Origin of the sequence: Sutcliffiella sp. NPDC057660, from assembly GCF_042800035.1 — a bacterium.
In the GTDB taxonomy this organism is placed as follows: domain Bacteria; phylum Bacillota; class Bacilli; order Bacillales; family Bacillaceae_I; genus Sutcliffiella_A.
This window is the reverse complement of sequence record NZ_JBHVHV010000007.1, coordinates 155,896-171,529: the sequence shown is the minus strand read 5'-3', so window position 1 is coordinate 171,529 and position 15,634 is coordinate 155,896. Positions and strand designations below refer to the sequence as shown.

The following is a 15,634-nucleotide window of genomic DNA, read 5'->3' as shown; positions in this document are numbered from 1 at the left end:
GCGAATAATTCCTATAAAAATCGCTTTTTAAAGAGAAATTTGTTGAAATCTAGTGATTAATGGGGTAATATAAGCCTTGTTACAAGATTTACAGCATAATGATGTATAGAATGATTGAAAACTGTGAAGAAATGTTAGTACTAGGCTTTTACTAGACCTAATCAGCATCTTGGTCTATTATAGTGATTAAACTCCCTTTGGGAGGAGGTGAATGGCATGAACAAGACAGATTTGATCAATGCAGTTGCTGAAGCAAGTGAACTTTCCAAAAAGGACGCTACTAAAGCAGTTGATGCTGTTTTCGATACAATTTTAGATGCACTGAAAAACGGTGACAAAGTTCAATTAATCGGTTTTGGTAACTTTGAAGTACGTGAACGCGCTGCGCGTAAAGGTCGCAACCCACAAACTGGGGAAGAGATTGAAATCGCTGCTAGCAAAGTACCAGCTTTCAAACCTGGTAAAGCTTTAAAAGATGCTGTTAAATAATTAACAGCTACATATCAAATGATTGTCATCAGTAAGAGGCGCATGTGTTTGCGCCTCTTTCTTTTTGCTTTTATAAAAAAACTTATGCTAGAATCACATTACAGCTATTTGTATGATAAGTGGGAGGAAAAGAGAAATGACACAAGTAAATACAGCACAAATTGAACAAGCCGTTCGTTTAATATTAGAAGCGATTGGAGAAGATCCAAATCGTGAAGGTCTATTGGATACACCAAAACGTGTGGCAAAAATGTATACGGAAGTTTTCTCAGGTCTGAATGAGGATCCGAAAGAACATTTTAAAACAGTATTTGGCGAAGCTCATGAAGAACTTGTTCTAGTAAAAGATATCTCCTTCTTCTCGATGTGTGAGCATCACTTGGTGCCTTTCTTCGGAAAAGCGCATGTAGCCTATATTCCTAAAGGTGGAAAGGTAACGGGATTAAGCAAGCTTGCAAGAGCGGTGGAGGCAGTTGCAAAACGTCCACAGTTGCAGGAACGAATCACATCTACGATCGCGGACTCCATCGTCGAATCACTTGATCCGCATGGTGTCATGGTAGTCGTAGAGGCTGAGCATATGTGCATGACCATGCGTGGTGTGAAAAAGCCTGGCGCCCTTACGATTACTTCTGCAGTTCGCGGAGTACTTGAAAAAGATCCTGCTGCAAGAGCGGAAGTTCTGTCCTTCATTAAAGGGTAAAGAAGAATATCCTATATTATAAAGATAAGCTTTTTTCGTAAAGATGGTTGCTTTAAGCATAGGGAGCTGGACTAAAGATAAAATGTGAACAATAAACACCCTGTTGGTCTCCGTTCCAGGCGGCAGCGATCGTGGGCGGCCTCGGGAGCCTCCTCGGCGCTTTGCGCCTGTGGGGTCTCCCTTGACACGCTGCTTCCGCAGGACAAGGAAGGCTTCGGCAGCGATACATCGCACGCAGAAAATGCTTGCATTTTCAAGGAGTCTCACGCCTTGCACTCCAACCAACAGGGGTGACTCATAGTATAATATTTGCCTTCTAAAGTTTGGGAAATTGGACTTTGTCTCAACTTTTCATTTCAGCGGAGCAAATAATGTTGAAAAACTTAGTTGATTGTAGCGGAGGACACTTGACTCCTGCGGGAGAGTAGAGGGCATGGGAGACCCCACAGGCGAAGCCGAGGAGGCTCCCATCCGTCCCCGGCGAATCTTGTGTCCGCAGCGGAAATCAACGGGCTACATTTGATGGGTACATTTTATCAAATTAGCAACAATGAATGCGAAAACAGCCAAGATAATGAGGAGGGTTCGAATGAGCCAGACACATCCAAATGATTTTATCGTCATTAAAGCAAAGGAAGACGGTGTAAGTGTAATTGGACTGACACGTGGAACGGACACGCGTTTTCACCATTCTGAAAAACTCGACAAAGGTGAAGTGATGATCGCCCAATTCACCGAGCATACCTCTGCAATCAAAATAAGAGGAAAAGCACTTATCCAGTCCGCTCATGGGGAAATGGACACGGAATAATAAGAAAAACAGAGGGCGCCGAGCCCCCTTGATAGAAGCCAAGAGCAGAAGAGATTCATCTTTCTGCTTTTCTTCTATTTTGCATCCCAATCCAACTTTACGTTTCGACTGCACAAAACAGGTTAAACTAAAAGAAAGATAGTTCATTATCGACATTATGCCTCACTAATGTGCTATAATTAGCTTTGTCTATTCAAAGAAAGTGTAAGTTGAAAGAAAGCGTAATCCGGCTTGCTGCGGAGTACCGTTAACAAGCTGCTATTCAACTACATAAGTTAATTTTTTCTTATCCGTAAGAAAAGGGAACAAGGGTGGTCTTTAGTGAGTAATATTCAATTACATATATCAGAAATTAAAGAGCAGTTACATAAATTGATTACACATCCATACTTATCGAAACATATAGAATATCCCGTTATTGATGAGGATAAGCTTCTTCTCCTCTATTCGGCTTTGGAATCCATCTCATTACCAGTTGAGAAAAAAGAAAAATACATCCTTTCCACCATGCTGGTGCAAATCGCCCTTGATACCCACGATTTGGTAACGAATGCAAAAATGGATCACTTGAAAATGGATACCGCAAAAAACAGGCAGCTCACCGTACTCGCAGGGGACTATTACAGTGGCCTTCATTATCAATTGCTTGCTAAAGTGGACGATATCACCATGATTAAACTCCTTGCGAGCTCAATCAAACAAATCAATGAACATAAAATCGCGTATTACCAAAAAGAGTTTGATGGAATGGAAATGTTGATGGATAGTCTTGCAAAAATTGAGTCATCCCTCATTCAATCCGTTTCCCAATATTTTTCCGATGCCATGTTCAAGGAACTGAGTGTCAATTTTCTTTTATTAAAGCGCTTAATCGCGGAGCGCAAAAAGTACTGCATGGAAAAGTCCTCTCATTTTTTTGATATGATGAAAAGAATAGCTTTTTCCAAGAGTCAACTTGAAAAGTCAGATACATCGAAAGAACAGGAAACCTATATTCTTTATCTGATAGACCGTTATATTGAACATGTAAAGAAAACGATCGATCAACTGGCAGGATCCATCCCGAACATGAATCTCCTTTTACAAAACCGGATCCAGGAGTTGTTTTATGAGGTACCGTTTTCAACAAAAAAGTTTGTGGAAGAAGGGTAAATAATGCAGCATCCATCAAAAGAGGAAAGAGTGCATGGAGTTTTTGAAAAAATCTATAAAAACTATGACAAGATGAATTCCGTCATCAGCTTCCAGCGTCATGTTGCATGGCGAAAAGATACCATGAAAAGAATGGACGTCCAAAAAGGGGCAACTGCCCTGGATGTTTGCTGTGGTACGGGGGACTGGACCATTTCCATGGCAGAAGCCGTAGGAAGCACAGGAAAGGTAGTCGGACTGGATTTCAGTGAAAACATGCTTTCAATCGGAAAGGAGAAGGTGAAGAACCTTTCCCTGCAAAACATTGAACTCATCCACGGAAATGCGATGGCACTCCCTTTCGAAGATAACAGCTTTGATTATGTGACAATCGGGTTTGGGCTTCGAAATGTTCCGGATTATTTTCAAGTGCTGAAGGAAATGTATCGTGTGGTGAAGCCTGGAGGAAAAGTGGTCTGTTTGGAGACCTCCCAACCGACTCTTATCGGCTTTAGGCAAATGTACTTCCTATACTTCCAATATGTCATGCCGATGCTTGGTAAGATCTTTGCAAAAAGCTATAATGAATACGCTTGGCTTCATGAATCTGCAAAGGATTTTCCCGGGATGAAGGAATTAAAAGCAATGTATGAAAAAGTAGGTTTCCAGCCTGTACAAGTGAAGGCTTATACTGGTGGAGTTGCTGCCATGCATTTAGGAGTTAAACCTAGAAAATAGTTTGTAAAGGTGACCTACATGAAATTAAAGATGATGTATTCCTTTTTAAATAGCGATTTGCAAATAATAGAGAATGAATTGGAAGAAACAATCCAGACGGAACGTGCCCTGCTTCAGGAAGCATCCCTTCATCTGTTGCAGGCAGGCGGAAAACGGATCAGACCTGTTTTTGTTCTGTTAGCCGGTAAGTTTGGTCAATATGACATTCATAAAATCAAATACGTCGCGGTAGCACTCGAACTCATACATATGGCCTCGCTTGTTCACGACGATGTGATTGACGATGCAGAACTGAGGCGCGGTAAGCCAACCATCAAGGCCAAATGGGATAACAGGATAGCCATGTATACAGGAGACTATATATTTGCAAGATCCCTGGAATTGATGACGATGGTGGAAAATATTGAAGCGCATCAAATTCTCTCCAATACCATTGTAGAACTGAGTAAAGGCGAAATAGAACAGATTCGGGACAAATATAACTATGACCAGAATCTGCGAGTATATCTGCGAAGAATCAAACGGAAAACGGCACTTCTTATCGCTGCAAGCTGTCAGCTTGGTGCCGTGTCGGCTAGCGCACCTTCCGAGATACATAAAAGCCTGTTCTGGTTCGGCTATTATGTTGGAATGTCTTTTCAAATTACAGACGATATACTGGACTTCACCGGTACTGAAGAGCAATTGGGGAAACCTGCAGGAGGGGACCTCTGGCAGGGGAATATCACGTTGCCAGTCCTGTATGCCATGGAAGATTTCAACTTGAACCAGAAAATCAGGGCAATCCATGAAAACAGCACGAAAGAGGAAATACAAGGCATCATAGATTCCATAAAAAAATCGGATGCCATCGAGAGATCGTTTCAGCTAAGTGATCGCTATTTGAATAAAGCTTTCAAAGAGCTGGAAAAACTTCCGAACGGAATTGCCAAACGGACCTTCAATAATGTTGCCAAATTTATCGGAAAACGAAAATATTAAGACAATTCCCCATTTTTTGAGTTGCGTAACATGCTGAACCATGTTATATTTTTGTAGGTTAGGGCTTTTCCTAACCTTACATATTCTTTGATGGGGTGGAGAAATTATTATGGAAAAAACATTCTTAATGGTAAAACCTGATGGTGTACAACGTAACCTTATTGGGGAAATCGTTTCTCGTTTCGAAAAAAAGGGATACCAACTAGTTGGAGCAAAATTAATGCAAATCCCTACTGAATTGGCAGAAGAGCATTATGGTGAACATAAAGAGCGTCCTTTCTTTGGTGAATTGGTAGACTTCATCACTTCTGGTCCTGTATTTGCGATGGTATGGCAAGGGGAGAACGTGATTGCTACAGCTCGTCAAATGATGGGTGCAACAAACCCTAAGGACTCAGCTCCTGGAACAATCCGCGGTGAGTATGCTGCAACAGTAGGAAAGAACATCATTCACGGTTCTGATTCTCCTGAAAGCGCAGAACGCGAAATCGGTCTTTTCTTCAAAGGTGAAGGTTTAGTAGAATACAATAAAGACGCAAACAACTGGGTTTATTGATATTTTTGTAAACGCTTAACCAAAAGATAAAACATTTCCAAAAAGCCTCAAAATCGTGTCGAACCACATGATTTTGAGGCTTTTTGTTTTTTGTAGAAGCAGGTGAAAATTTATCCACCTTCAGCCGATAGTTCTAATATATACTTTAATTAGATAATCAGAGATAGAAAGTAGATGACAAGGTTGATAAAGGATGACTATGAAACGTTTATAGGGAATATAAATAAGAAAACAGGAATTGATCTTTCATTATATAAAGAAGCCCAAATGAAAAGAAGGTTGACTTCCCTGTACGAAAAGAAAGGTTATACAAGTTTTCTGGAGTATTTCAGGCAGCTGGATAACAACCAGGACGAGCTTTACGAATTTCTTGATAGAATGACCATCAATGTTTCCGAGTTTTACCGGAACTATAAGCGCTGGGAGATACTGGAGAAGACCATTCTGACTCCCATGCTTGAGCGGGAGAAGCAGTTGAAGGTATGGAGTGCCGCATGCTCGACAGGGGAGGAACCGTATACCTTGGCCATGCTGCTCTCAAAATTCCGCCCATTGTCATTGATAAAAATAACTGCCACTGATATCGATGATAATGCCATTGCAAGGGCAAAGCTTGCAACCTATCAGGAAAGGTCCTTGCAGGAGGTCCCTGAAGAGATGAAAAAACGATTTTTCTTAAAAGATGGCAGCTTCTATAAAGTGAAGGACGAAATCAAGCAAACGGTCACGTTCAAGAAGCAAAACCTGCTTGCAGATCCTTTTGATGCAAATCACGATTTAATCGTCTGCCGGAATGTCCTGATCTATTTTACTGAGGAGGCGAAAGCCCATCTGTATCATAAATTCAGCAACGCACTGAAAAAAGGCGGCATTCTATTCGTCGGCAGCACCGAACAGATATTTCAGCCTGCCCAATATGGATTCGAAGTGGTGGATACGTTTTTTTATAAGAAGATTTGAGGAATCCGTCCGTGTGGGTGGGTTCTTTGTTTGTATGTGGGTTGAATGGTAAAGGTTTTCAAGCTTTGGTTGAAAGACCATGAAAAGGTCAATAGGAGCACTCTAAAGACCAATACCAAGTGCAGGAAGACATGAAAAGATTAATAGCAGCTTTATGAAGGACAAAGCGCAGGGAGAAACCCAAAGAAAAGGTCATCATAAGAATCTGCCGCCCAGTTTATTCATCCTTACTTTTTTTTTATACCACTCTAGGCTAAACTTATGGTATAGTATTACATAAATTATTAACACTTAGATGCTTAAAAGCTTTAAAGGGATAAAGGAGATGCTGAAACGATGAGATATTTGACTGCGGGAGAATCACACGGACCACAGCTCACAACCATTCTAGAAGGAATTCCAGCAGGACTTCCATTGACTGCCGAGGACATCAATGATGACCTCGCGAGAAGACAGAAGGGGCATGGACGTGGCAGAAGAATGCAAATTGAAAAGGATACCGTCGAGATATTGAGCGGGGTGCGTCATGGATATACTTTAGGGTCTCCGATTACACTTGTTGTGGAAAACAATGATTGGAAGCACTGGACAAAGATAATGGGGATCGAACCGATCTCAGAGGAAGACCAGGAGGAAGTGAAGCGTAAAATCACCCGTCCTAGACCGGGTCACGCAGACTTGAACGGTGCAATTAAATATGGGCACCGTGATATGAGAAATGTGCTTGAGCGTTCTTCTGCAAGGGAAACTACTGTGCGTGTGGCTGCAGGTGCGGTAGCGAGAAAATTCCTTTCTGAGCTTGGAATTACGGTTGCCGGGCATGTAACGGAAATCGGTGGTGTGAAGGCAAATCCCCAATCCATTGACAGTCTCCAGGAATTAAAAAGTATAACAGAAGCATCTCCGGTTCGCTGTTTCGATAAAAAAGTTGAGCAGGAGATGATGGACGCCATTGATACTGCCAAGCAGAATGGGGATTCAATTGGTGGAGTAGTGGAAGTCATCGTGGAAGGAATGCCATCTGGTGTGGGAAGCTACGTGCATTATGACCGGAAGCTGGATGCAAAACTAGCAGCAGCCGTCATGAGTATCAATGCTTTCAAAGGTGTGGAGTTTGGCGTCGGTTTTGAAGCGGCACGCTTGCCTGGCAGCAAGGTCCATGATGAAATCGCCTGGAGTGAAGAGCAAGGCTACTACAGACTGTCCAATAATCTTGGCGGCTTTGAAGGCGGCATGACAACTGGTATGCCGATTGTTGTACGTGGAGTGATGAAGCCGATTCCGACTTTATATAAACCGCTTCAAAGTGTCGATATCGAATCGAAAGAGCCGTTCCAAGCTAGTATCGAGCGCTCTGACAGCTGTGCAGTACCGGCAGCGAGTGTTGTAGCGGAGGCTGTTGTAGCCTGGGAGGTTGCGTCCGCATTGGTCGAGCAGTTTGGGCAGGATCGTTTGGACCTGATCAAGGAAAACGTTCAAAGGATGCGAGAGCATGCAGCAGAATTCTAAGCTGAGTAAAGTGAAGGTGAAAACCGAATCGAAGGAGTATTGGGTGCATATCGGGCCAGGGGCATCCGAACTGCTTCCTGATGTACTGGGAGCCTTCAATAGGGAACCAAAAACCATCCTCATCATCACCGATGACCTTGTAGCAAAACTGTATCTTGATAAAATTAAAGCATTCATAGATCAGTCATACACCGTCCACCATTTTATTCTGGAAAATGGGGAAAGCGCGAAGTCTTTTCAAAACTATTACGATATCCAATCCTTCGCGCTCGAAAAAGGCCTGGATCGGAATTCGGTTGTGATTGCATTAGGTGGTGGAGTGGTCGGGGATATCGCAGGGTTTGTAGCCTCTACCTATATGAGGGGGATCAAGTTCATCCAGATCCCGACCACCCTTTTGGCACATGATAGTGCAGTTGGCGGAAAAGTGGCCATCAATCATCCGCTAGGGAAGAATATGATCGGTTCGTTCTATCAGCCTGAAGCAGTTTTATACGATACAAGCTTCTTGAGTACCTTGCCCATGAACGAATTGCGCTCAGGCTTTGCGGAAGTTGTAAAGCATGCGCTTATTTGGGATAAGGAATTTTATGAGTGGATCAAGGAAAACATCACATCCCTTGAAGCGCTTGATGACCAACGCTTGAGGTTCTGTATTGAAAAAGGAATTCAGACGAAGGCGGAAGTGGTTTCTTCGGACGAAACCGAGCAAGGGTTGAGGGCAATCCTGAACTACGGGCATACACTTGGGCATGCATTGGAGGCCGCCTATGGTTATGGGGAAATCACGCATGGAGACGGTGTGGCTCTCGGCATGCTTTTTGCAACTGAACTGAGTGAGGTACTTGTACCTTCACTGGACCTGTCAAAAGAATTGCGCACGCTTTGGAAAAAGTACGGTTTTCCAAATGAGATCAAAGCCAACATCCATCCAGGAGACCTTTTAAATTGGATGAAAAAAGATAAAAAGTCAAAAGCCGGTCATATACATATGGTATTGATGCAAGAAGTGGGAAAAGTCCAACTTGATTCAGTACCTGATGATGTAATCATGAAAAAATTAGAATCGTTCTATAAATAAAGGGGGAATACAGTGATTAGAGGAGTAAGGGGAGCAACCACCATCAATCAGAACACCGAACAGGAAATTATCCAAAAGACAGAAGAGCTTTTGTTAAAAATGATTCACACCAACAACATCGTGGCTGAAAATGTGGCACAAGTATTGATTTCTGTCACGAATGATATCACCGCTTGTTTCCCTGCAAAAGCGATGCGTAACCTGAAAGGGTGGGATTATGTTCCGGTCATGTGTACGAAAGAGATCGCCGTACCGGACTCTTTGCCATCCTGTATCAGGGTGATGATGACAGTGAATACAGAGGTTGCACAAAAAGATGTGAAACACATTTATCTCCATGCGGCACAAAGCCTCAGACCGGATTTATCCAAAACATGATGGTTGACAATCAGGAAAGTTCTATCATATAGTTACTACCAAGGAAACAAATTATTAGAGTTTTCTGAGCCTAGATTAGTGAGTTAGAGACGAGAGCAAGAACGAGAGTAAGTGAGTGGCATGAAAGCCTTATAGTAGGGCTATAATGGCCAATAGCAGCCAAGGTGTAGAAGCCGGCACAATTAGTAATAGACGAGTTGAGATGAGAATAGCTGAGAATGAGTTGAGTTTAGCTGAGGTTAGAATGTATTGTATTAAATCTACCCAAAGACTATCCTCGTCTTTGGGTTTTTAATTTTTCCTCATTCCGAATTCACCTCTTATATAGCTCATTCTCCATTTCGAAGATGGAGGAGAAAGTTATGCACACAAATGAGTTTGCCGAGTTTTTAGATGCGGCTAGACTTCACAAAACCATTCCAATTATTGAAACATTTTTTGGAGACACGATCACACCTGTCTCTGTTTTCCAGTCACTGAGAGAAGAGGCTGTCTATCTTCTGGAGAGCAAGGAGCCTAATTCCGACTGGTCCCGATTTTCCTTTATTGGACTAAATCCGTTTATGAAGATTAGAGGGAACGATTCTGCCATTACTTTGGAGGATCAACATAGCATACTCTATTCAGCTGATAGCCTGAAAGAAGTGGTAGAGTTTGCAAATGAAAGATTGCAAGTGAAAAAGGTAGAGAAAAGCCTAGGGTTCACAGGCGGCGCTGTCGGTTATTTAAGCTATGATTTCATATCGACACTGGATAAGGTCCCGATGCACCATGCCTATAAAGGGGAGGATACGGTCCATCTCCTATACTGTGAAACAATCATTGTCATCGACCATAAGCAGAATGAAATTCATTTTATCCACTATGTAAGACTAGAAGGAAACGAGACGGAAAAAGAGTTAATTTTCAAATATGAACAAGCCAAGCAAAGCCTCCATGGTTGTGCCACACGTATTAGAATTCGGGAGAACAAGGATAATCTTCTTGAATCCAAGCTCGAAAACGATTCATTGGACGTGCGCTCCAATTATACAAAAAAAGATTTTCTGAAGCATGTAGACCGGATAAAAGATTACATTTCTGCCGGTGATGTCTTTCAATGTGTATTATCCCAGCGCTTCGAAATGGAAGCGGACCTGGATGGTTTTGACGTTTACAGGGTGCTGAGAAAGCAAAATCCATCGCCATATCTGTTCTATTTAAAATATGAGGACATGGAGCTAATCGGGAGTTCACCTGAACGGCTTATTCAAATCCAGGATAACCAATTGGAAATCCATCCGATTGCCGGGACGAGAAAACGAGGGGTTGACCCCCACCACGATAGGCAGCTTGCAGAAGATCTCATGCAGGATGAGAAGGAGCAGGCGGAGCATTTCATGTTGGTCGATCTTGCGAGAAATGATATCGGACGTGTGGCGAAATACGGATCTGTTCATACCCCAAAGGTAAAGGAGCTTGTCTATTTCTCAAGGGTGATGCATCTGATCAGTGTTGTCAGAGGGGAGCTTTCCCCGGCATATACACCGGTAGAGGCGCTGCTTGCTTCATTCCCTGCAGGTACGGTGTCGGGAGCCCCTAAGGTAAGGGCGATGCAGATCTTGCAGGAGCTGGAATCCACTCAGAGAAACACCTATGCGGGAGCCATCTGCTATATCGGATTTGATGGGAATGTGGATTCATGCATCACTATCAGGACCATTCAAAAGAAAAATAATACATTCTATATCCAGGCAGGCGCTGGTATAGTGGCTGATTCCGTTCCGGAGATGGAATGGGAAGAAACGAGAAACAAAGCGTCCGCGCTTATTGAAACCGTTCAACTAGCCAACAAACTGTTCAAAAAAGAGACAGGGGGGTCCCTACATGTTTAAAAATTATCTTTCCTTAATAATCAATGGACAGAACCTTTCCATCAAGGAAGCGGAAAAAGCGATGGATTTGATGATGAAGGGGGAGGCGACTTCCAGTCAGATAGCAAGCTTCATCTCCATTCTCACGTTTAGAGGGGAAACCGTCGAGGAGATGATTGGATTTACCAAAGCGATGAGGGAGCATATGAAGGAGATTCCGTATGGGCATCCCCATCTCATTGATACATGCGGTACTGGAGGCGACGGCGCATCCACCTTTAATATCAGCACAGCATCTGCGATTGTTGCAGCAAGCGGCGGGGCGAAAGTTGCAAAGCATGGTAACAGGGCGGTCTCTTCTCTGAGCGGCAGTGCCGACGTCCTGGAGCAGTTGCATCTGCCAGTCCAGCAGTCTCTACAGGAGGCAGAAGAAACCCTGAAAGTGAAAGGGATGAGTTTTCTTTTTGCTCCTATCTACCATGAAGCGATGAAGCACGCCGTTGCACCTCGAAAGGAAATTGGCTTTCGCACCATTTTTAATCTGCTTGGTCCTTTGGCCAATCCAGTTCGTTGCAAGCAGCAGGTGATCGGGGTATTTTCCAGTGAATATGCAGAAAAGATGGCAAAGGTGTTGCATCATCTAGGGTCAAAACATGTTCTGATTGTCGCTGGAAGTGATGGGTTGGATGAAATCACCATTACAGGTCAAACAAAAGTGGTGGAAGTGAAGGATGGGAAGATTTCTTCCTATACGATCTTCCCGGAGGATTTTGGCATGAAAAGAGGGCTTTTAAAAGATATTCAAGTAACGAACAGTATGCAAAGTGCACAGCTGATCAAGCAGATTTTCCAGAACAAGGCTTCTGATAGTGCGAAGAATATAGTTGCATTGAATGCAGGTGCAGCCCTTTATGTATCAGGTATCTGCAGTTCTTTGGAGAACGGTGTCAGTCAAGCCATACATCTCATCGAGTCAAAAACTGCGTATCAGATGCTTTTGGACCTGCAAAAGGAAGGAGTAAGCGAACATGTTAACTAAGATTGTAGAGACGAAGAGAAAAGAGGTAAGTGCGCTGACTCTGCCTTCCCAGACATTGGTAACAAAGCACTCCTTTTATGAAGCACTAAAAAACCCCAATCGCTCGGTCGGCTTGATTGCGGAAATGAAAAAAGCCTCACCGTCCAAAGGGATATTGAAGGAAAGCTTTGCTCCGATCGATATAGGTGCACATTATGAAAAGGTGGGGGTGGATGCGATTTCGGTCCTTACCGACCAGCAATATTTCAAAGGGTCGAAGCATGACCTGATGATGGTGAAGGAGACAACAAATCTGCCTGTTCTGCGAAAGGATTTCATCATTGATTCGCTGCAGGTGCAGGAGAGTGCCCGTATCGGCGCGGATGCCATTCTTTTGATTGCAGAGATTCTGACGGATGAAAAGTTATACCAACTCTATCAAGAAGCCGTTGAATCAGGACTGGATATTCTAGTGGAAGTTCATAGCTTGGAAAGATTATCGCAGCTTCTCCAAACCTTCACACCTGCAATCATAGGAGTGAACAATCGAAACCTGAAAACCTTCGATACGGATATAGAGTCGACTAGAAAGCTAGCAAACTATATTCCTAGGTCCTCTCTATTGGTCAGTGAAAGCGGCATCCTGACGCACGAGGATCTCACAAAGGTACAGAAATACGGAGCAAATGCTGTTCTTGTAGGTGAGGCATTTATGAAGGACATTTCTCCAAGCATTGGTGTCAAACGCTTATTTGGTGAACTGGAGCATGCCTGAAGTATCTATCAAGTATTGCGGCAATAAAACGCTACAGGACTATCAGACTACTAGCAGATCAGGAGCGGATTATCTTGGCTTTGTTTTTGCTAAAAGCAAACGGCAGGTTCAAGTCGAAGAGGTATCATCTTGGATTGCACAAGAGAAATCACCATCAAAAAAATTAGTTGGCGTTTTTGTGAATCAATCTATCGATGAAATTCTATATGCGGTGGATACGCTGAAACTTGATGTTGTTCAATTACACGGTGATGAAAGCCAAGAATACATTCAATCTCTTAGTTCTAAAATTGATGCTGTGATTTGGAAGGCCATACACCACGAAAATGATGAGAGCCTTAAAAACCTCGAAGTCTATCAGGAGCTTGTCGAAGGCTTTGTCATTGATAAAAAAGTGGGGAATGCTTACGGAGGAACAGGGGAAAGCTTCGACTGGAGCATCATACCGCGATATATAGGTAAGGCGAGATCGATGAAGAAACGGTGTATTATTGCAGGTGGAATAAAGGAAAAGAATCTTGCTGAACTATTAAGTTATTATCCAGATGGGATAGACATATCAAGCGGGATAGAGACCGATTTTATTAAAGACGGTGAAAAAATACAAGCCGTAGAGAGAAGGGTGAACGAGTATGGCACAATCAGAAACTAGAACAAGTACCCCGGACAGTTTTGGAAGATTTGGAGAATTCGGAGGCAAATATGTCCCAGAGACTCTGATGGTTCCCCTTGAGGAGTTGGAGGACGGTCTGCAGGAGGCGCTTCAGGATGAAAAGTTCCTGCAAGAGTACCATTATTATTTAAAGGAATACTCCGGCAGGCCTACCACGCTGACTCTGGCAGGTAACCTATCGGAAAAGCTAGGCGGAGCAAAAATCTATTTGAAAAGAGAAGATCTGAATCATACTGGCGCCCATAAGATCAATAATGCCATCGGGCAGGCCCTCCTTGCAAAAAGATTAGGAAAGAAGAAGATCATCGCAGAGACCGGTGCCGGCCAGCATGGGGTGGCCGCAGCCACTGTGGCGGCAAAATTCGGTATGGAATGCAAGGTTTTCATGGGAGAGGAAGACATCGAACGCCAATCGCTTAATGTGTTCCGGATGAAACTGCTGGGTGCAGAGGTGATACCGGCTACAAGCGGCAACAAAACCCTGAAAGATGCGACCAATGAAGCAATACGGTACTGGGTGCAGCATTGTGAGGACCATTTTTACATGATCGGATCTGTTGTCGGCCCACATCCTTATCCATACATGGTGAGGGAATTCCAGAAAGTGATTGGTGAGGAGGCAAGAAGCCAGTTTCTTGAAAGGGAAGGCCGCTTGCCGGATAAAGTAATCGCATGTGTCGGGGGCGGTTCCAATGCGATTGGCATGTTTGCACCATTCATCGAGGATGATGTCAAGCTCATCGGAGTGGAGGCAGCGGGTATGGGAATCAACACACCGCTGCATGCCGCTACACTTTCCAAAGGCACGAAAGGAGTTATCCATGGATCGCTCACCTATCTTCTTCAGGATGAAGACGGCCAAATCACAGAACCATATTCCATTTCGGCAGGTTTGGATTATCCGGGTATCGGCCCCGAGCATGCCTACCTGAAGGAGACAAAGCAGGTTGATTATAAAAGTGTGACGGATGAGGAGGCGCTGCATGCCCTTGATCTTTTGGCGAAGGAAGAAGGAATCATTCCTGCAATTGAATCAGCACATGCGCTTTCCATCGCTTTTGCAGAAGCAGAAAAGATGTCATCAGAACAAACCATCCTCGTATGCCTATCCGGCAGAGGGGATAAGGATGTAGGAACACTGATGAAGCGAATGGAGGGCGAAGATCATGACAACAATGTATAAGGAGCGGCTGCCGAAGCATGAGAAATTATTTATACCGTTCATCATGGCAGGGGACCCAACCCCCGAGTTGACGGTAAAGCTTGCATTGCTGCTTGAAGAAGCAGGTGCCTCTGTTCTGGAGCTTGGTGTTCCATATTCTGATCCTTTGGCGGACGGGCCGGTCATACAGCGTGCTTCCAAGCGTGCGCTTGAGCATAAAATGACCATCAAGAAGGCGATGGGATTGGCTGGGGAAATGAGAAATAGAGGACTGAAAATACCGATTATTCTCTTTACGTACTATAATCCTGTGTTACAATTAGGGGAAGAATCCTTTTTCGCTTTAGCGAAGGAAAATCAGATAGACGGTCTCCTCATTCCAGATCTTCCTTTTGAAGAAAGCGAAGCAATCAGACAATCGTGCAAGAACAACGGGCTTACTTTTATCAGCTTGGTGGCACCGACCTCCAAGAAGAGGGTAGAAGCTATATCAAAGGCTGCAGAAGGCTTTCTCTACTGTATTTCCTCCCTTGGAGTGACAGGTGTCAGGAATGATTTTTCCGAGCAGCTTTATTCCTTTTTGGAAGAAGTGCAGGAGTTGAGTTCCGTTCCTGCTGCCGTTGGATTCGGAATTTCGAGCAGCAAGCAGATCGAAACCTTAAAGGATTATTGCGATGGCTTTGTTGTCGGAAGCGCCTTGATTCAGATGATAGAAAACTTTGATGCAGCTTTTAAAGTTGATGAAGAAAAAACCCTGGATCAACTTAAACAGCAAATAGAAGAATTAATTTCTCCGCTTTTAGCAGAAAGGTGATT

The 15,634-nt window shown here is 43.6% G+C and carries 17 protein-coding genes; all 17 read left to right on the top strand.

Annotation, left to right across the window (positions count from 1 at the left end; all coding sequences use genetic code 11):
* The first annotated feature begins 216 nt into the window (after positions 1-216).
* The 17 genes from hbs to trpA all read left to right on the top strand — a co-directional run bounded on the left by hbs (position 217) and on the right by trpA (position 15,632).
* Entirely contained in the window at positions 217-489 is a 273-nt protein-coding gene (gene hbs, locus ACFVAD_RS09785) for a non-specific DNA-binding protein Hbs (RefSeq protein ID WP_010193643.1), read from the top strand.
* A gap of 136 nt (positions 490-625) precedes the next feature.
* A complete protein-coding gene (gene folE, locus ACFVAD_RS09780; protein ID WP_386638831.1) occupies positions 626-1,192 on the top strand; it encodes a GTP cyclohydrolase I FolE in 567 nt (188 codons plus the stop codon).
* 589 nt (positions 1,193-1,781) lie between these two features.
* Positions 1,782-2,003 (top strand): trp RNA-binding attenuation protein MtrB, encoded by a 222-nt coding sequence (mtrB, locus tag ACFVAD_RS09775; RefSeq protein WP_386638827.1) that lies wholly within the window; start codon positions 1,782-1,784, stop codon positions 2,001-2,003.
* A gap of 321 nt (positions 2,004-2,324) precedes the next feature.
* Positions 2,325-3,155: a heptaprenyl diphosphate synthase component 1 gene (locus tag ACFVAD_RS09770; RefSeq protein ID WP_386638824.1), complete on the top strand. Its 831-nt coding sequence runs from the start codon at positions 2,325-2,327 to the stop codon at positions 3,153-3,155.
* Positions 3,156-3,158: 3 nt separating this feature from the next.
* Positions 3,159-3,872 (top strand): demethylmenaquinone methyltransferase, encoded by a 714-nt coding sequence (locus ACFVAD_RS09765; protein WP_386638821.1) that lies wholly within the window; start codon positions 3,159-3,161, stop codon positions 3,870-3,872.
* An 18-nt stretch (positions 3,873-3,890) separates the two neighbouring features.
* Positions 3,891-4,853, top strand: coding sequence for a heptaprenyl diphosphate synthase component II (hepT, locus tag ACFVAD_RS09760; protein ID WP_386638819.1), 963 nt, complete (start codon positions 3,891-3,893; stop codon positions 4,851-4,853).
* 109 nt (positions 4,854-4,962) lie between these two features.
* Positions 4,963-5,409, top strand: coding sequence for a nucleoside-diphosphate kinase (gene ndk, locus ACFVAD_RS09755; RefSeq protein ID WP_386638816.1), 447 nt, complete (start codon positions 4,963-4,965; stop codon positions 5,407-5,409).
* 174 nt (positions 5,410-5,583) lie between these two features.
* Complete coding sequence (locus ACFVAD_RS09750; RefSeq protein WP_386638813.1) at positions 5,584-6,369, top strand: CheR family methyltransferase; 786 nt, start codon at positions 5,584-5,586, stop codon at positions 6,367-6,369.
* A gap of 336 nt (positions 6,370-6,705) precedes the next feature.
* A complete protein-coding gene (aroC, locus tag ACFVAD_RS09745) occupies positions 6,706-7,878 on the top strand; it encodes a chorismate synthase (protein WP_386638810.1) in 1,173 nt (390 codons plus the stop codon).
* A gap of 1 nt (position 7,879) precedes the next feature.
* Positions 7,880-8,959, top strand: a complete 1,080-nt coding sequence (gene aroB, locus ACFVAD_RS09740) for a 3-dehydroquinate synthase (RefSeq protein WP_386639091.1) — start codon at positions 7,880-7,882, stop codon at positions 8,957-8,959.
* A gap of 12 nt (positions 8,960-8,971) precedes the next feature.
* Positions 8,972-9,337 carry a chorismate mutase gene (aroH, locus tag ACFVAD_RS09735; RefSeq protein ID WP_386638807.1) on the top strand — a complete coding sequence of 122 codons (366 nt, stop codon included), beginning with the start codon at positions 8,972-8,974 and terminating at the stop codon, positions 9,335-9,337.
* A 362-nt stretch (positions 9,338-9,699) separates the two neighbouring features.
* A complete protein-coding gene (gene trpE / locus ACFVAD_RS09730; protein WP_386638804.1) occupies positions 9,700-11,211 on the top strand; it encodes an anthranilate synthase component I in 1,512 nt (503 codons plus the stop codon).
* The gene (gene trpD / locus ACFVAD_RS09725) at positions 11,204-12,229 is read left to right on the top strand and encodes an anthranilate phosphoribosyltransferase (RefSeq protein WP_386638801.1); all 1,026 of its coding nucleotides are present in this window, start codon (positions 11,204-11,206) and stop codon (positions 12,227-12,229) included. The genes trpE and trpD overlap by 8 nt, the downstream gene beginning before the upstream one ends.
* The gene (trpC, locus tag ACFVAD_RS09720) at positions 12,219-12,983 is read left to right on the top strand and encodes an indole-3-glycerol phosphate synthase TrpC (RefSeq protein WP_386638798.1); all 765 of its coding nucleotides are present in this window, start codon (positions 12,219-12,221) and stop codon (positions 12,981-12,983) included. Before trpD ends, trpC begins: the two co-directional genes overlap by 11 nt.
* Complete coding sequence (locus ACFVAD_RS09715; RefSeq protein WP_386638795.1) at positions 12,976-13,635, top strand: phosphoribosylanthranilate isomerase; 660 nt, start codon at positions 12,976-12,978, stop codon at positions 13,633-13,635. Before trpC ends, ACFVAD_RS09715 begins: the two co-directional genes overlap by 8 nt.
* Complete coding sequence (trpB, locus tag ACFVAD_RS09710) at positions 13,616-14,839, top strand: tryptophan synthase subunit beta (RefSeq protein ID WP_386638792.1); 1,224 nt, start codon at positions 13,616-13,618, stop codon at positions 14,837-14,839. Before ACFVAD_RS09715 ends, trpB begins: the two co-directional genes overlap by 20 nt.
* Positions 14,832-15,632 (top strand): tryptophan synthase subunit alpha, encoded by an 801-nt coding sequence (gene trpA, locus ACFVAD_RS09705; RefSeq protein WP_386639088.1) that lies wholly within the window; start codon positions 14,832-14,834, stop codon positions 15,630-15,632. The genes trpB and trpA overlap by 8 nt, the downstream gene beginning before the upstream one ends.
* Positions 15,633-15,634 lie beyond the last annotated feature (2 nt).